The sequence below is a fragment of the Gimesia panareensis genome (genome assembly GCF_007748155.1).
Taxonomy (GTDB): domain Bacteria; phylum Planctomycetota; class Planctomycetia; order Planctomycetales; family Planctomycetaceae; genus Gimesia; species Gimesia panareensis.
The window spans coordinates 655884-674084 of the sequence record NZ_CP037421.1 but is presented as its reverse complement, the minus strand read 5'-3'; the positions used below and the strand labels follow the sequence as shown (position 1 = coordinate 674084).

15 protein-coding genes are annotated in these 18201 nt (G+C 52.7%); 13 read left to right on the top strand and 2 right to left on the bottom strand.

Annotation, left to right across the window (positions count from 1 at the left end; translation table 11 throughout):
- Positions 1-89 precede the first annotated feature (89 nt).
- From Enr10x_RS02595 to Enr10x_RS02580, 4 genes are all read left to right on the top strand, one after another.
- Positions 90-875, top strand: coding sequence for an IclR family transcriptional regulator (locus Enr10x_RS02595; RefSeq protein ID WP_145448064.1), 786 nt, complete (start codon positions 90-92; stop codon positions 873-875).
- 488 nt (positions 876-1363) lie between these two features.
- Positions 1364-3439, top strand: a complete 2076-nt coding sequence (locus Enr10x_RS02590) for a diguanylate cyclase (RefSeq protein WP_197997460.1) — start codon at positions 1364-1366, stop codon at positions 3437-3439.
- A 275-nt stretch (positions 3440-3714) separates the two neighbouring features.
- Positions 3715-4815: a hypothetical protein gene (locus tag Enr10x_RS02585; RefSeq protein WP_145448062.1), complete on the top strand. Its 1101-nt coding sequence runs from the start codon at positions 3715-3717 to the stop codon at positions 4813-4815.
- A gap of 183 nt (positions 4816-4998) precedes the next feature.
- On the top strand, positions 4999-6420 hold the full coding sequence (locus Enr10x_RS02580) for a polysaccharide biosynthesis/export family protein (RefSeq protein WP_390621348.1): 1422 nt from the start codon (positions 4999-5001) through the stop codon (positions 6418-6420).
- A 46-nt stretch (positions 6421-6466) separates the two neighbouring features.
- Here the strand turns inward: Enr10x_RS02580 and Enr10x_RS02575 are convergent, their stop codons facing one another.
- Together Enr10x_RS02575 and Enr10x_RS02570 are read right to left on the bottom strand one after the other, a co-directional pair.
- A complete protein-coding gene (locus Enr10x_RS02575) occupies positions 6467-7267 on the bottom strand; it encodes a hypothetical protein (RefSeq protein WP_145103714.1) in 801 nt (266 codons plus the stop codon).
- Positions 7268-7289: 22 nt separating this feature from the next.
- Positions 7290-7586, bottom strand: a complete 297-nt coding sequence (locus tag Enr10x_RS02570; protein ID WP_145103712.1) for an FmdB family zinc ribbon protein — start codon at positions 7584-7586, stop codon at positions 7290-7292.
- A gap of 352 nt (positions 7587-7938) precedes the next feature.
- Here Enr10x_RS02570 and hpf point away from each other — a divergent pair, with 352 nt between their 5' ends.
- From hpf to Enr10x_RS02525, 9 genes are all read left to right on the top strand, one after another.
- A complete protein-coding gene (hpf, locus tag Enr10x_RS02565) occupies positions 7939-8307 on the top strand; it encodes a ribosome hibernation-promoting factor, HPF/YfiA family (RefSeq protein WP_145103710.1) in 369 nt (122 codons plus the stop codon).
- Between the two features lie 207 nt (positions 8308-8514).
- Positions 8515-8988, top strand: coding sequence for a PTS sugar transporter subunit IIA (locus tag Enr10x_RS02560; RefSeq protein WP_145116095.1), 474 nt, complete (start codon positions 8515-8517; stop codon positions 8986-8988).
- Between the two features lie 208 nt (positions 8989-9196).
- Positions 9197-9499: an HPr family phosphocarrier protein gene (locus Enr10x_RS02555; protein WP_145103708.1), complete on the top strand. Its 303-nt coding sequence runs from the start codon at positions 9197-9199 to the stop codon at positions 9497-9499.
- A gap of 75 nt (positions 9500-9574) precedes the next feature.
- Positions 9575-11338, top strand: coding sequence for a phosphoenolpyruvate--protein phosphotransferase (gene ptsP / locus Enr10x_RS02550; RefSeq protein WP_145103706.1), 1764 nt, complete (start codon positions 9575-9577; stop codon positions 11336-11338).
- Positions 11339-12197: 859 nt separating this feature from the next.
- Complete coding sequence (locus tag Enr10x_RS02545) at positions 12198-13754, top strand: Rne/Rng family ribonuclease (RefSeq protein WP_145103704.1); 1557 nt, start codon at positions 12198-12200, stop codon at positions 13752-13754.
- Positions 13755-14001: 247 nt separating this feature from the next.
- Entirely contained in the window at positions 14002-14373 is a 372-nt protein-coding gene (gene rplU / locus Enr10x_RS02540) for a 50S ribosomal protein L21 (protein ID WP_145103702.1), read from the top strand.
- A 257-nt stretch (positions 14374-14630) separates the two neighbouring features.
- A complete protein-coding gene (gene lpxB, locus Enr10x_RS02535; RefSeq protein ID WP_145103700.1) occupies positions 14631-15800 on the top strand; it encodes a lipid-A-disaccharide synthase in 1170 nt (389 codons plus the stop codon).
- 243 nt (positions 15801-16043) lie between these two features.
- Complete coding sequence (locus Enr10x_RS02530; RefSeq protein WP_145103698.1) at positions 16044-17090, top strand: Gfo/Idh/MocA family protein; 1047 nt, start codon at positions 16044-16046, stop codon at positions 17088-17090.
- A gap of 106 nt (positions 17091-17196) precedes the next feature.
- Entirely contained in the window at positions 17197-18183 is a 987-nt protein-coding gene (locus Enr10x_RS02525; RefSeq protein WP_145103696.1) for a 3'(2'),5'-bisphosphate nucleotidase, read from the top strand.
- The last annotated feature ends 18 nt before the right edge of the window (positions 18184-18201 follow it).

Sequence of the window (18201 nt, the reverse complement as noted above, 5' to 3'; positions counted from 1 at the left end):
AAAACGATCTCAAAGCGCTTGACACCTCAGTCTGGCCCCTTTAAGATATTTCACTATTGAAACCTATTTCATATATGAAGTCAACAACAATGCGCGCTCCCAAACAAAATCAGAAATCGGCTGCAGCCGCCTCTCCCAGTCTGCAGCGGGGCATTGCCCTGTTAGAGTATCTGGCAAAGCACTCGCACGGTTGCACACTCAGCGAACTCAGTGAGGAACTCTCTGTCCCCCAGGCGTCCCTGTTGCGGATTGGGAAAGCACTCGAAGAGATGGGCTATCTCTCTCGTGACATCGCTTCGAAAAAATACTACCTGACCAATCGCTTCCTGCAGTTAATCCCCCCCAGCGTGCAGGATCGCCCGCTGTCGGAATGTGCCATCGGCCCCATGCGGGAGTTACGCGACCTGACCGGCGAGACGACACAACTCTGCTGTCTGATTGACACAGAGCTCGTCATTCTCGAACAGCTGCTGTCGCGGCACCCGTTTAAATATTCCGCCGAGATCGGCGCCCGGGCGCCCTGCTACAGTTGTGCTCCCGGTAAAGCCATCGCTGCTTTCCTTCCGGAAAACGAACGAGAAGACCTGGTCAACCGCATCCATTTCAAACGGTTCACCCCACACACGATTACTTCGAAACGCGCGTTTCTCAATGAACTGGACCTGATCCGCAAACGCGGTTATGCCGTCGATCACGAAGAAGGCCTCACCGGCATTCGTTGTGTGGCAGCTCCCATTCTGGATCACAACGGCATTGCCATCGCAGCCTTCACCATCACCGGTCCGGCAGAACGCATTCCCCAGGACGAATATGAATCGCTGGGAAACGTAGTCCAGTCACGGGCCACTAAAGTGACAATCGCCTTCAATCAGTAGTCGACTGTTTTTTCAGGCTTACTGTTAAACCAGTGCCCGCGTAACCCTCACATCTGATCCGATCGGCTTAACCCCTGTCTCGATCCCGACTGATCTACTCTGACTATCACTTCTGCTTGAACAACGATCCAGCCAAACACACCCATGTTGCAATTTGACATCCTCTCCACGCGACCTAGCTTTAGCGTAGTCATTCAGACGCATTGCCATCCTTCAGGATGAACGTTTTGTTTTGAAAACAGACCAATCCATCTGAATCAGTTCCATTTGAATACATGTAAATCCAGAGATCGCTTCAAGTTGAAAACAGATCTGATTCAAACAGCGATCTGGTTAAAGACCATACAGATATGAATTAACGCCATATCAATTCGAGCGGTGTCGGCTTCGAATTGTTTTCCCGTCAAGGTTTTCCGATGAACAGTCCCCAGATAGCAACCAGTCAAACTGTGCCACAGCAGCAACAGTCTGTGCATGGAAGCTATAATATGGGCTCTTCACAGATCCTCAGGGAACTGATCGCATTCTCTGCCGAATCGGATGAAATCGCGCTGGAAACCCGGCACGCGGACGAAATCGATCAGGTCATCTGCCGCAAACACCTGCGTAAACTACTGACAGCTCTGCAGGCCCGGGATGCGGCCACTCTCAGCCACTGCCGTCGGGTCGCGTTTCTGGCAAAAGGGATTGCCACCAACCTGGGCTGGGAAGGCATTCATCTCAAACGCCTCGAAGTCGCAGCACTCCTGCACGACATCGGTAAAATTGGCGTCCCCGACCATATCATCTTCAAACCGGGTAAGCTGACATCAGATGAAATTGAACTGATGTCGCACTACCACCATATTGGCCTCGATGTTCTGCAGGCCTGTCGCACCGATCATGAAGTTCTGACGATTCTCTCGCAAACCCGCTTCCACTTCAGTGGCGCGACCAACGGCTATCAGTGTATCGGCAGCGATGTCCATCAGGGCGCCCGCATCCTGGCAATCGCCGACGCTTACGACTCGCTGGCCACAGACCAGGTTTACCGGGCCGGGAAGAAACACGAAGAAATCATGTCCATCCTCATGGGAGCAGCCGGCACCCAGTTTGATGGCAATATCATCTGCGCCCTCTCTCGCTGGGAACAGACAGAACGGGACACATTCCACGAGGCGATCCAGGAAGTCAATCAGAATTTTCAGCCCAAACCGCTCACCGAACAGGAAATCTCGGAAGCCAATCTGATCAGCAATATTTTCTCCTACCTGTTTCAGATTGAAAGTCTCTATGACGGTTTCTATATCGTCAACGCGGACTTTCAGTTCGTGCTGTTCAGTCCGGGACTGGAACAACTGACCGAGATTCGTGCCTTTGATATTCTGGAAACCGCCTGGACGAATCACAGCCTGCCGATTACCAATCAGGAAGGAACCAGCCTCGCTTCTTCCGAACATACCATGAACCGGGTGATCGCCAGCGGCAAGTCCATGACGACGGAACTGATGTTGAAGAGACCTGATGGCCGGCTGATTCAGATTGAGGTCCAGTCTGTCCCTATGTTCGGGGAAGATGGCCGTCTGGTCGGCGTAGCAGAAATCTTCCGCGATCTGTCGCGAAGTCTGAAGCGTCCCCAGGAGTTCAACGAACTGAAAATGGCTGCCAGCCAGGATGCACTCACCTCTGTTGCCAATCGGGGTGAACTGGAAACCCAGTTAGCCATCCTGCTCAATCAGGCCAGTCAGAATCAGAATGCCGCTCCCCTGAGCATCATCTTTATTGACGCCGATCACTTTAAGAACATCAATGACACTTACGGGCATGCTGTCGGTGATGAAGTTCTCATTGAACTGGCCCGGCTGTTTCAGCATGAGACCTATTCCGGAGAACTGGTCGGCCGCTATGGCGGAGAGGAATTTGTCATTCTCTGCCCTGAAACCGACCTGGACCATGCCCGGCTGAAGGCAGAGCGCCTGCGACTGGCGGTCAACAATCTCAAACTGGACAACCTCAACAACAATCGGATCACCGCCTCATTCGGCGTGGCCCAGCTCGAACCCGGTGATTCGCTGGAAAGTCTGTTCCATCGCGCAGACAATGCTCTCTACCAGGCGAAAGAGACTGGACGCAACCGGGTCTGTTCGTTGACCTGTGATGAGCAGATGTCAGGCGCGGCACCGGACATCGTTGAACCTGCACAACCCAATGTGGGTAAAATGGTATTCGAGAGTTCCTTCAGCGCACTCATCTCCTCAGACATTGTTGTCTACAAACTGGGTGGCTTCGTCAACGATAACGACGCCCGACTCACGGAAGTCAATCCGAATCGTGCCGTCATGCGGTTGGGCAAAGCCGGCCTGCTTCCTTTCTGGGGAAAAACGGATGACCGCCGCCCGATCGAAGTAGAACTGGTCTTCGACAATGCCACCAAAAAATCCACTTCTGCTTCGCGGCACGCGACACCACGGGTGGAAGTCATGATTAGAATGACACCCCTGGGCTGGATCAAACAACCCGACGTCTTCCAGCAGCGGGCTACACGTGTATTTCGACTGCTCAAAGATTATTTCGTTGCTGATTGATCAATCCCCTGTTCGATCGGCAGATTCTGCCGGCCCCTGCCATCTGCACCCCCGCCCCTGGTAAGCCAGGCAAAGCAGCCTGTCTTTTCCGGTCGCATACTCTGCGTCAAATCTTGAACTTCCAACGATTTTATCTGTCCTGCACCCCCGGATAATCGTCAAGACTGGAAAAACCGTACACAGTCCGAGAATCCGTATCCGATAAATCAACCGTATCGCTAAACACTCAGTCTGCGCACGGTGGTCTATTTGTGGATTCCAGATTACGAAACAACATGACTCAATTCCACTTGTCGAAATCAGAACGACTCTGGTCTTTTTACCTGCTTTTGCTTTTCGCTCTGGCGGGGCTGTCAGGCTGTGCTCATAACAGCTGCGGGGAAGGAGAGTCATGCCCTTCGGTCTCGTGTCGTGTCAAAAAATGCCTCCTGTTTCATCACGATAAATGTTCCCCCAAACCTTACTGGTCACTGGACGGCTATCAGACTGATCTGGACAAATATTTTGTCAAATATGCCGCCAGAAAATGTGCCAGAGAGTCACTCAAAACGATGGCCTGTAATTGCAAAGACAAACCTTCCAAAGCCTTTCGCAAAGGTTACCAGGAGGCTTACATCGACATTGCTCTCGGAGAATCAGGGGTAGTACCTCCCGTGCCTCCGGAAGAATACTGGGCTGCTCACTATCGAACCCCCGAAGGTTATATGGAAGTGCAGGATTGGTTCACCGGCTACAAGCTGGGCTCTGAGCATGCCCGGGCCGATGGACGTTACGATTACAACAGAATCGCGACCCCCTACTCTCTGGCTGGCTGGGAACAGCCTGTTACAGAACCCTGGGACGGGAATGTCGTCTACCCTCAAGAGGCCTCTCCCAGTGAAGCACCATTCCAGTCACAGCCGGCACCAGCACCAGCGGCAACTCCCTCGCTCCGGAAACCCGAGACCACGCTGCCTCCTCCACCGGCTGCTGCACCACGGACTCCCTTAAAAACAGTTCCACAGAAGCACCTGCCCCAGCCTCCTCCGCTGCAGGTGGCTCCTGAGAAAACCCGGCAGCCGCAACCGCGACCCCTGATTCCACAGCCCAAAATTAAACCCAGGCCCCCCGTTACTGCCCCCAAGCCTTCGTTTAAAGCACAACATACACCACTGCCCAAACCGGGTGCGAAACAGAATTACCATCGGCTCCAGGAACCGGCATCACCAGCGTATATCAACGATGATCCTCCACCGAGTCCTTATTCCCTGCAGTCGTATCCCTATACGCCTTTGCCCGGGACAGAGCCTCAATTGGAAACCCGAAGAAACATCAATCAAATCGGCGGACAGCGTTTGCATCAAAGTTCTGTCATAGAGGATTATCCCTTCCGGTAATTCCGGACGCGTCTGGTAGCGGGACAGGCAATGGTTCCTGTCTCTACAAAATTCACAGCAGAAATGAACCACAGAATGGCACGACACAACATGGCAACTATCGAATGTAAAGGTTCGATCAGAATGTTGATCTTTCATCAACCAGGTTTCATCCGACTGGGACAATTCGGATGCGCACTGGTAATGCTGCTGGTCATCAATGGCTGTGCCGCCATTCATCCCCTCAAAGGCGTGCCCGCACAGTATCTGCCAAATGAATATAAAGGCGAAGTTCGTTCCGGGAAGGAAACCATCGACCTCTCACTCCTCCGTCAACCGGCCCCCAAGCATTATCTACTCGATTCCGGCGACGTACTGGGCGTTTACATTGAAGGCGTTCTGGGACAGTTCAAAGAAGTTCCACCGGTGCATTTCCCTCAAACTCAGGAAGTTCCTCCTTCACTCGGTTACCCCATTCCCATTCGGGAGGATGGCACGATTTCTCTCCCGCTGATCGGCTCCGTGTTTGCGCGGGGGCTCACGCTGACCCAGCTGGAAGAGACCATTCGACAGAAATACACCACGGAAAAAGATATTCTCCGCGAAGGCCGGGACCGGATCCTGATCAGCCTGCAGAGACCACGTTCGTATCGGGTGTTGGTCATTCGGCAGGAAAACGCCAACGATCTGGTTGGCACCACAGTCGGTAACCTGAATGTTGGTCGCTCGAAACGGGGTACCGGACGGGTCATCAACCTGCCTGCTTACAGCAACGATGTACTGCACGCCCTCGCGGAAACCGGGGGGCTGCCCGGACTCGATGCAGAAAACTCCATCTACATTATCCGCGGCGGAGCAAATAAGATGAACCCGTCGATCTGCCCGCCTCCGGTCCAGACCGGTTCTCACACCTCACGTGAATCCAGTACGAATCAGAAAATCAGACAGGTATCTGATTCCTATACACCGCTGCCTCCTGCAACACAGCTGCCTTCCGACACCGCGTTTCAGGTGGGCCAGCCTCTGTATTCCTTCGAGGGTAATAATTATTACGAGGGTGACTTTCCCGCCCCGTCCATGATTAATGACTCCACCATGCAGCGCCCCGGGATTGTCAAAATTCCCATCCGACTCAGCCCGGGTGAACAGGTCCACCTGACCCGTGATGATATCATCCTGCATGATGGTGATGTAGTATTCATCGAATCGCGTGATACAGAAATCTTCTACACCGGCGGACTGCTGGGAGGCGGACAATACACACTCCCCCGCGATTACGATCTCGATGTACTGGGAGCAATCTCTATCGCCCAGGGGGGACGCAGTTCCAACCGCAGCAAATCTACAGGCGGTCCTTCCGCTTTGAACCAGGATGTGACGATCAGCGCCAGTAATGCGATCATCCTTAGACAACTGCCCAACGGAACCCAGCTGCCCATCAAGGTGGATCTCTACCAGGCGGTGCGCGATCCCAGCCAGCGTGTGCTGATCCAGCCCGGTGACTATATCATTCTGCAATACACCAAATCGGAAGCCATTGGCGCCTTTATCGAGAAACACCTGCTCGAAGGAGCTCTGTTCGGACTGGCCGCTTCCAATCTGCAGGGGGGCGGCGGCAACCGCTGATGCAGATGAGTTGACCTGCTGAATTCTAAAGGAAAGAAGCCGGGTTTCATTTCTTTTCGAGAATGAAACCCTGTTTTTCACTCGGTTTCGCCAGCAGAACTTCGCCAATGTGTTGCTTGTCTTTAACCGTATCACGGGCAATCAGTAATAACTGGTCCGAGATGCGCTCGACTCCCAGTGCACAGTCGAGGGGAAATTTAGCCTGGAACTGAAAATTGGCATCCGCCTTGAGCAGTTCAGACCCATAACAGCCAAACCACCACTGCTGATCCGCAAACGTGGCCGTCTGAATTCCCAACAGCGTATAGCCACTCTTCAGGACATGCTTTTTGACAAATTTCAGGTTCTGGTCATATTCATAGAGGTAGTTCTCTTTGAAACCTTTGGGCAGCCCCCCCACCACCAGAAATTTTCCGCCATGGTGGGCAATTCCCCCTGCACCGTAGATGACCTCGGGGGCCTTGTGCTTGCCAATCAGCAGCAGCTTTTCCGCATCGTACACATAAACCCAGGAATCGGCTTTGCCTTTGGCGTTGTTGAAATCGCCAAAATTCACAGCCACATAAACTTTTCCAGCGACGTGACACAGGTCGCCATGATGATTTCCCACCGGGATCTTGATCAGTACCTTACCGGCTGCATTCGTTTTCACCAGTTGAGTCGTGAAGCTCCAGAAGATATTACCCCGGCCATCGACACAAACCCCCTGTAAATGATGCGGGTAAACCCCTTCGCAGCGGGTATTGTGATAGGAAGTCTGCTCCGGCTTGGATTCAGCCCGGGCACTGGAACTGAGACCAACTACCAGCATCCCCACCAGCAACAACGACACACACTGCAGTTTCATCACCAGAAGTTCTCCTCATCAGCTAATCGGCAGAAATCAGGTCCGGTCCATCGCCGGCCCGCTTCTCGTACTTCCCACTCGACGATTTTACGTATTTGGTAAAGCCCAGCTCTCCCAGACGTTTATCATCGTTCAGGGTCCGTTTGGCCTCAGCGTCGGACCACTTCCCGGAAATATTGGCAGCCGTGATCACTCTCCGTACAGGCTCTCCCGTTTCGGGATGCTTCGTCAATGCCGGTTCACTCATCCGCTGAATGACTTCGAACCGCTCTCCTGCCGAACCATCCGGGTTTACCACTTCGTAAACATAAGTAGGCATTGCTACCAGGTTACCTCAAGATTGGGACTATAAATAAAGAAGTTGCCAGCAGACGCACTGGCCATCAGATCACCGCCCGGCTACAGTCCACGCCATATTCCAGAAAACAGGGCAAAATCCCACCCTGAAATGCCGAATGGACATCCAGCAACTCATTCAGATCTATTGAAATCATATCCGAACCTGCACGCAAGGAAAAGGTCCTGAAGTTTGCACCCCCAGCTTGAGATTTAGTGACTGGTATATCTGGACCTGGCCAGCTAGAATCTGTTAGCATCATCTATTGCTGAACCCAGACAAACTCACATTAGTACACACAGCGTGGGTAGTTTTTTTAACAGGAGTATTTTCCGTGCAAGTTGCGATTACTTGTCGTCATGGTAGCGTCTCGGATGGTCTACGTGAATATATAACTGAAAAGTCTGAAAAGTTACTGACTTACTTTGAGCGGGTAACTGCAATCCAGATCACAATCGACCAGGGAGAAAATCAGAACCGGGTCGAAATTCTTGTTGATGCAGAACACAAACACAATTTTGTTGCGCATGCAGAAGGGGATGAGGTTAAGCCAAACTTCCACGCCGCTTTAAGCAAGATGGAGCAGCAGATTAAAAAATATAAACAGAAGATTCAGGATCACCGCCGCGATATTCCCATAAATGAAATCGCCGAGAACGGGCTTGCAGAATCTGAAGCGGAAGCCGAAGCCGAATCTGAATAATTTCTCGACCTCAGTCTGTTTTTTGCTGAGGAATGAAACATAACCACCTACAATAGATTATCGTGTGAGCAGCCCGCCGTCTGAGGGCCAGAGTACCATTTTCCGGGCTGCCGCAATTTAACAACCATGTCTTGCGCACCATTCGCCAGCCGCGTGAAGGGCGCAAACACCGACTTTTTTGCAGATGTAGTTAGAAGGAAAGAATACATGAAGTTAACAGACTTCGTGGTTTCGGAAGCCATTATTCCGGAATTGAATGTAACAACGAAAGAAGAAGCAATCCGTACCATGGTCGCCAGCCTCAAAAATGCTGGCAGTATCTCAGCAGAAGACGAAGAAGGCATCGTATCTGCGATCCTCAAACGTGAAGAACTGGGATCCACCGGAATTGGTAATGGCGTTGCAGTCCCACACACCAAACACTCTTCAGTCGAAAACCTGACAGCCGCTGTGGCCCTCTCTTCAGATGGGGTCGATTTTGCCAGTCTGGACGGAGAAGATGTTTATATTCTGTTTTTGCTGATCTCACCCCTGGATCGACCAGGAGATCACTTACGTGGTCTGGAAAATATTTCTCGTCACTTGCGAAATCAGAACTTCTGTAAGTTTCTCCGCCAATCCAAAAATGTTGAGGATATTGTTGAATTGCTCAATGAAGCAGACAGCAATCAACTGGATTAACCTGATTGTCAGGGTTCGCCCTGTTCAAATGAAACTGACACTTCCTGCTGAGTTGAGTTGATGACTGTCTGAGGGGTACACGCTTCGCTGTACTCCTGATTGATCAAACTAACAGGAAAGGGGTAATTACAAAACCTCACTGAAAACAACAGCTTCCCAGCGAACCTGCATCTGTTTTCGGCCAGCTTCTGTAGTTATCAAAAGTGCCATGCAAGAATCTGTTTGCCGCCAGATTGTGACTGTCAAAATGAAACAGGGACTGCATTTGCGTCCCATTTCAGAAATTGTCAGGATTTCCCGCGACTACACTTGCGACTTTAAAATTTCCAACGGAGATCGATCTGCCAACGCCCGGGAAGTTTATGACCTGCTGGAGCTGCAGGCTTTGCCCGAAACCGAACTGGTCCTGGAAGCAGTCGGAGACGATGCCAGCAAACTCATGGAAGAAATCGTGCAGTTTTTTGAATCAGGATATAAGAAGTTTGAAGAAGTCTCTGATCTGTCTGAATAACCCCCGCACACACCGACCAGGTGCACGCCACCGGGTTGCCTGTCTGTTAAAAGCGCCATAGTAGGCCCTGATTGAATGCTTGTAAAACGTGGAATTGCAGTTTCTCCGGGAGTAAATTTCGGCCCCGCTCTGATTCTGGGGGCGGAGGACTTTCGCATACCACGGCAATTCGTCAGTGTCAATGTGATCGAAACCGAGATCGCCCGCCTGCGGTCTGCTCTGGATGCGGTCTGCGAAGAAATCGCCGAAAATGAACGCCTCGCCTCCGACAAACTGGGAGAACAGTATGGCGCCATTTTCGCAGCACACCTGCAGATGGTCAGCTCTCCCCGGCTGCGGGAAGAGATCGAGACGCTGATCAAAGACAAATGCTATTCTCCCGAGCATGCTTCCAGCCGGGTTTTCAGACGCTATACGAAGCTCGTCCAGCACCTGGGAGATAACTACCTGGCGGAACGGGCCAGCGACATCATCGATCTGGAAAAGCGGCTGCTGAAACAGCTGCTCGGCGAGAAGCGGGAAGAACTCTCCAACCTGACCACGCCGATCGTCGTCCTCGCCAATAACCTGACTCCCAGTGAGACCGCCGGTCTTGCCAAGGAATACGTGCTTGGGTTTGCCACCGAAGTCGGAGGACGCACCAGCCACACCTCGATCCTGGCCGGAGCCCTGGAAATCCCCGCCGTGGTCGGCCTGGGTGAATTCCTGTCCGATGTGTCAGGCGGCGACATGGTCATCGTTGACGGCAATAACGGCGAAATCATCATCGATCCCGATGAAGAAACCCTCGCCCGATACAAGGATACTGGTGAACGCCAGCGTTCGATGGCAGCCCGGCTGGCATCACGCCGGAAAATCCGCTCCGAAACCAAAGACGGCACCCGGATCCACGTCATGGGGAACATTGAATTCCCCAACGAAGTCGAACACTGTACCGAACGGGGTGCGGACGGAATTGGCCTGTATCGCACCGAATTCCTGTACCTCCAGTCGAATACCGAACCAACTGAAGAGGTCCACTACGACGCGTACTGTCGCGTCGTCCAGGCCGCCCAGAACCGCCCGATTGTGATCCGCACCCTCGACCTCGGTGCAGACAAAATCCCCCGCGGATACCGGCATCTGGCTAAAGAAGGCATGAACCCGGCCCTGGGACTCCGCAGCGTCCGTCTCAGCCTGCGGGACCTGCCCCTCTTTAAAACACAGCTTCGGGCCATCTTCAGGGCAGCCGTGCATGGCGATGTCCGCATCATGTTCCCCCTCATCTCAACCCTGCTCGAATGGCGGCAGGCCAAGATGATTGTCGGCGACGTACTGGAAGATCTGGAAGAACGGGGTGTGGATTTCAACCCGAATATTCCGATAGGAATGATGGTGGAAGTCCCCGCCGCTGCACTGCTGGCAGAAGAATTTGCTGAGGAAGTTGACTTTTTCTCCATTGGGACAAATGATTTAATTCAGTATACTCTGGCAGTGGATCGGTCCGATCCAGCCGTCTCGTCGCTCTATAACTCCGCTGATCCTTCGATTTTAAGGCTCATCAAGATGGTGGTTGGGGCGGCTCGCAAAAAAAACATACCGGTGACTGTCTGTGGGCAAATGAGCTCAGATCTGAAATCGATCCCGCTGCTGGCAGGCCTGGGCATCCGGCAGATCAGTGCCACACCACTGGCCATCCCGGAAGTGAAAGAAGTAATCAGACACCTGACAATCGCACGAGCTGAAGAAATCGCCGCACACGCGATGACCATCGATGTAGCCCGTGACGTTGAAAGTTATTTAAGAGGAGAATTGTACAAAATCTGTCCTGACCTGTTTGATGAAGAACTCCCTTTGTAAGCGCTTAAACAAAGCGACCTCTGCTGAAAACAACAGGACAATCAGAAGTGCAGACCGCGGTGAATTATCACAGCATTCTGCAACATCGATTTTACGTTTACATTTTGCAGCGGACTGAAATCATTTTCAAAAACATCAGCCCGTTGCCATCCACTACACCTCGGTGGTGAGTGGATTGAGTAAGAACCAAATTCAATCAAGACGAAATGCATGACACAATCATTTCCCGGCCTCGAAAGCAACAACGTGTGAATCAGACTGAAAGCAACTCCCGAATACAGAGCTCGCCTTCTGAAGGCAGCCTGTCTGAGTTCCTGCAAACAGTCCTTTCACATCAGTGACAGCAGTATGAACTACCCCCCCGATCCTTCAGAACAAGTTATTTTGAAGACGGCTCAGGCCGCCTTGCGGGGATATGCTGCCGCTTTCACATCACGCTTTCAGAGTCAACAGGCAGCTCCCGCTTCCGCTGGGACGACCTCTGCTCCGCCACAGTCACCCGCCAGAAAAACAGACTTTCTTCAGCTCTGTTCGCCACGCGGGAACTCGACTGTCAGCCATACCAGAGCCGTCACAGCATCCCCGGGAGCATCCTCTCCTGCTGACTGCGTTCAGGAAACGATTCGACTCAACAGTCGCCCGCACCAGACTCTCATCAGGCATGCCTGTCGAAACAGTTCTGTTCTCGACGCCCGGTCACGCTTCATGGGAACTGCCTGCCCCGGGATCTCTGATCTCCATGGCAGACAACTGGCCGACACCCCCATGACAGGGTCTTTTTCTCTGCGTGGAAAGTCCGTCTCTTCAGTGACTGCTGAGGAATACTGCATTCGTCGTGTTACACGACAAAGGGTATTCCATGAAAAAGGAAATGCTGATTAATGTCCTCCAGCCGGAGGAGAGTCGAATCGCCATCGTTGAAGATGGTGTCCTCGAAGAACTGTATGTCGAGCGCAACAGCCTCGAAAACCTGGTAGGTAACATCTACAAGGGAAAAGTGGTCAATATCGAGCCTAGTATTCAGGCCGCATTCGTTGATTTTGGAGTCGGCCGCAACGGCTTTCTGCATGTCAGCGATATCGAATACCAGTACTACAGACATATTACAGAAAACGGTGAAAACAAAGCCGCCCGCGGCAGAAATTCCAAAGGCCGCCGGATCAACGAACGGAGCGTCGCCAATAAACCGCCGATCCAGGAAATCCTGAAACGCGGCAGCGAAGTCCTGGTCCAGGTCATCAAGGAAGGGATCGGCAACAAAGGCCCCACCCTCTCCACCTACATCAGTATCCCCGGCCGCTACCTGGTGATCATGCCCGGACTGCAGCGTGTCGGCATCAGCCGTAAAATTGCGGATGAAGATGTCCGCCGCCAGCTGCGTACCATCCTGACTCAGCTCGCTCCCCCTCCCGGACTGGGGTTCATCGTCCGTACCGCAGGCATCGATCGCTCGGCAGATGATCTGAAACGCGACTTGAATTACCTGCTTCGACTCTGGGGAACAATTGTAGGCCGCATCAAAAAACTGCAGGCCCCCGTCGAGATCTACTCCGAGAGTGACATGATGATCCGCACGATTCGCGACATCTACAACGGCGAAATTGATACGCTCTACATCGACGAAGCCACGGCATATCAGCGGGCACGTGACTTTATGAAAGTCGTCCTGCCTAAGCACGTTAATCGCATCAAACACTACACCGGCAGTGATCCGATTTTCTACAACAGCAAACTGGATGATGAAATCTGCAGTATCCAGAATCGGCACGTTCCCATGAAAGGGGGCGGTTCCATCGTGATCGACCAGACCGAAGCCCTGGTCGCAATTGATGTCAACAGTGGTAACTACCGCGCAGACGACAATGCGGAAAAAACCGCTTTCAAAGTCAACATGAAAGCAGCCGAAGAAATCAGCCGCCAGATCCGCCTCCGCGACCTCGGGGGAGTGATCGTGATCGACTTCATCGACATGCGGGAAGAAAAACACCGCCGCTCCGTCGAACGACGACTGCGTGAACTGGTCAAACGGGACCGCGCCCGTACCAAAGTGCTCCGCATCAGTCCCTTCGGACTGATTGAAATGACCCGCCAGAGAATTCGTCCCTCGCTCCGCAGAAGCATGTACGAGGACTGTCCCTCCTGCCGGGGAACCGGCCAGGTCAAAACAGCCGAAAGTATGGCCATTGAAGTCATGCGGACCCTGATGACCACCGGCAACAAGAAAAACATTTCGCGGATCGTACTGAATGTACACGAAAACGTCGCGAATTACCTGAATAACAAACGCCGCAAAGACATCAACAACCTGGAGGAGTCTTCAAGCACCTCCATCGTCATCAACGCCCGTACAGATGTCGAACCAGAACATCTAACCGCACGTTGTTATGACGATATTGGAAATGAAGTGAATTTCTAGTCGGTTCTGACTCGAAATTTCAAAAGTGACTCTTTACAATGCCCTGCTCGCTATGCGTGTGAGAGGTACGGGTTCCGCGCCCGGTCCGCTCGGCTGATGGAATAAAACACAATAGCAAATGTGTTTAACTATATAATATCATTAGCATTGCGCTTTTGATTCTGAATACGATTCGGATTCCGTTTGCTTCACAGATCCGACTTCAGCAATTATTTGATCGAAGTGTAAGAAAAAAGAAGGTTTGAGGATGTTTGTAGTAATCGAAGATGGCAGCCATCAGTATACGATTCAGGAAGGTGACACCCTGACAATCGACTACCGTGCTACAGCAAATGAAGGCGACTCGATCACCTTTGAGAGCGTTCTGCTCGCCAACGGTGGCGGCGCCAGTTCCATCGGTACTCCCGTGATTGAAGGCGCCTCGGTAGAAGCCGAAGTCGTGGAGCCCGAAGTCAAAGGGGAAAAGCTCGAAATTCAGAAGATCCGTCGCCGTAAGAATTCCCGTCGGCACACAGGTCACCGCCAGAAATACACCACGGTTCGCATCACATCGATCACCGTGCCTGGCCTGGAAATTGTCGAAGCGGAAGAAACCGAGCCCGCTGCTGTTGAAGGCTAAGCCTGCCTGACCCGCGTGGATATACCGAACGCGGCAACACGTGGCATCAAAACAGATCACAGCTCCCTGAATGATTCTCAGGGAGCTGTTTGCATTTCTAGATCCGAATCCTGTTTCCCCTGCAACGACTCAAATCGACCTTGACCAAAAACTGTTATTTGGCTTAAGGTTATGAGGTTTTTGAGATCCCCGGTTTGTAAACCGGGTGTTTCACGCATTCTCGACGGACCGCATCCCACGCTGGTAAGGATACTGCGATGCACCTCTTTTTTTCTGTAGGCGAACCCAGTGGTGATCAACATACCGCTCACCTGATTGAAGAAATTCGTGCCCGCCACCCCGATACGCGTTTCTCCGCGTTCGGCGGTCCTGAGATGCAGGCAGCAGGCTGCCATCTGGAAGTCCGTCTGACCGATTATGCGGTGATGGGAATTCTCAATGTCCTGCCTCTGATCTTCAAGTTCATTCAACTGATCCGCCAGGTTGGTGCATACCTCGAACAGGAACGCCCGGATGCTGTCGTCCTCGTCGATTTCCCCGGCTTTAACTGGTGGGTCGCCAAAAAAGCCAAGGCCCTGGGCATCCCGGTCTTCTACTATCTGCCCCCCCAGCTCTGGGCCTGGGCTCCCTGGCGCATCCGCCGCGTCCGCAAAAACGTTGACTATATCCTCTCCGGACTGCAGTTTGAAAAACAGTGGTACGAGTCCCGGGGCGTCAACGTTGATTACATCGGCCATCCCTTCTTCGATGAAGTCGCCTCACGCAAACTGGAACAGGCAACGCTCACCGAACTCAAACAGTCTGCCCCACAAATCGTCGGAGTTCTGCCCGGCTCCCGCACCAATGAAGTCACGCGGAACTTCCCCGTCATGCTGCAGACAATCCGCCGTCTCTCACAACAGTTCCCGGAAGCCATCTTCCCCGTCGCCTGTTATCGCGAAAAGCATCTGGAACTCTGCCGGAACTTCATTCGGGAACAACAGGCAGAGGACTTACCGCTGAAGCTCTATCTTAAACTGACTCCGGAAATTATCGAGGCCGCCGACTGCTGCCTGATGGTCTCTGGTTCGGTCAGCCTGGAAATGCTGGCCCGAAAAACGCCGGCCGTCGTACTTTATCGCAGCCACTGGGGCATGTACTTCCTGGGGCAGGTGCTGATTACCTGCAAATTCATGTCACTTCCCAATCTGATCGCCGGGCGGGAAATCATGCCGGAATTCCCCTCTGTCGGGAATTCGGACAAAGTTGTCTCGCAAATGACAACGATTCTGGCGGACTGGCTGGGCAACCCCCTCGCCCTGGAACGGGCCCGCGGAGAACTCACTTCCCTCTACAATGAGACGGTGATTCCCGGCGCCTCCGCTCAGGCAGCAGAAGCCATTCTGAACCACACCGGAGCCCAGACCGCCTCCAGAGCGGCTGCATAATATACACGCGAACACACCCCGTCTCATAATTTGTGTTAATTCGGGCACAAAACAACAATTTTCCAATGAGAATCTGGGGAACCTCTAATTGTTTGTTTTGTGTGAATGGTCCTCCTGAAAACTGCTCGTTAGAATCGTCGGATACGTCGAAACAGACCACCTCTCTGGTAATTTCGTATCCGGGTGGCTGAAATGATCACAATCGCAAACATGCATCTTGGACTATCGGGACTACGTAAACTAATGGGAAAAAAAACGATCCGGATTGGAATTGTTGGCGCAGGAGCAAATACAAAAGCGCGACACATTCCGGGATTTCAGGCTCTTGAAGACGTCGAAATTGCAGGCGTTGTGAATTCAACCCCCGCTTCTACTGATAAAGTGGCCCGGAAATATGGGATTCCACAAACCTACTCCCACTGGCAGGAAATGGTCGACGATCCGGAAATTGACGCTGTCGTGATCGGCACCTGGCCCAACCTGCACTGTGAGATCGCCTGCATGGCCCTCGAAGCCGGCAAGCACGTGCTCACCGAAGCCCGCATGGCACGCAACCTGGAAGAAGCACGCAAAATGCTCAAGGTCTCCCAGGCGCGTCCCGATTTGATAGCACAGATTGTCCCCAGCCCCTTTGGTCTGAAATACAACAATGAAGTGATCAAGCTGATTTCTCATAAATACCTGGGGGAACTTCGGGAAGTGATCGTCCTGGGTGCAGATGACGCATTCTGGGATTACAGCAAGAAAATGCCCTGGCGACTCGACAAGGAAATCAGTGGCAACAATATGCTCACCATGGGAATTCTGCACGAAACGCTCAGCCGCTGGGTTCCCCCCACCGAACGCGTGTTCGCTCAGTCTTCCATTTTCGAACCCGTGCGTCCCTCGGCCACCGCTCCAGGCAATACCGAAGTCACGCTCCCCGACAGCCTGCAGATTCTGACCCGACTGCAGGGCGGTGCAAATGCCATCTATCACCTGAGTGGAACGATTCTGTTTGGCCCCGGCCTGCAGATTCACCTGTACGGCAGCCTGGGGACAATCAAAGTCGAATTCACTCCCGAAGAAAAGATCTTCGTGGGTCACATGGGAGAAGATAAGCTCAAAGAAATCCAGGTCCCCCAGGAAGAGACCGGCGGCTGGCGGGTCGAAGCAGAATTCATCGGTGCCATTCGCGGCGAAGAAGTAGTCCACTTCACGGATTTTGCCACCGGCGTCAAATACATGGAGTTTTCAGAAGCAGTCGCTCGGAGTTGCGAACAGAATCAGCCCGTGAGTCTCCCACTGTAATCTGGCAGTTCGGGCATAATTCGTCATAATAGAAAGACCGGCAGGTAAACCTGTCGATATTATTCGCACACAAGACAGTCAGCTTCACCCGAAACGACCTGGAATCATGACAGAATCTTTGGAACAGGAATTAAAAACGGCCCTCCTGGCAGTCAGACAGGCTGCCTTGATCTGCAGGACGGTTCAGTCTGCGATTACTGATGAGGTGCTGGAGAAAACAGATAAAAGCCCGGTAACGATCGCTGACTTCAGCAGCCAGGCTGTCATCTGTCGTGCGCTGAACAAGGCATTTCCGGAAGACCCCATTATTGGTGAAGAAGATGCCGCTGAACTGCGCGCCCCGGAAAACCAGGAGTTTCTTGAAAAAATCGTGGCGGAACTGACTGCCGCCAGTATCCAGGATCCGACTCCCGAGAATGTCTGTACCTGGATCGATTTTGGTGGTGCCAAAAGCTACAGCGACCGTTTCTGGACCCTCGATCCTATCGACGGGACGAAAGGTTTTTTACGCAAGGAACAGTACGCTGTTTCGCTGGCGCTGATCGTGGATGGCAAAATCGTCCTCGGTGTACTGGGCTGTCCCAACATGCCGTTTCCCGGTGAAAATCCAACCGCGGGCACACTGTATTACGCTGTCGCAGGCGAGGGCTCTTATGCACTGCCTCTGGTGCGCGAACAGGAACCGAAACGGATTCGCGTCACCACCACTGCTGATTTCTCGGAGTCACGCTTTTGTGAGTCAGTCGAATCGGGACACAGTTCGCACAGCCATTCCCAGCAGCTCGCTGAACGACTGGGAATCAGCAAAGAGCCGCGGCGTCTCGACAGCCAGGCCAAGTATGCTGTGGTCGCCCAGGGAGACGCCGACATTTACATGCGACTGCCTACACGCCCCGGATACCGTGAAAAAATCTGGGATCACGCTGCGGGAGTCCTGCTCGTCGAAGAGGCGGGAGGCGAAGTCACTGACATTCATGGGAACCCGCTGCAGTTTGACCAGGGATACGAACTGACGAATAATCAGGGGGTGATTGTCACCAACGGACATCTACACTCACTCCTGATTCAGTCTCTGGACGAACTCGAATTTTAACCGACATACATATTCCTG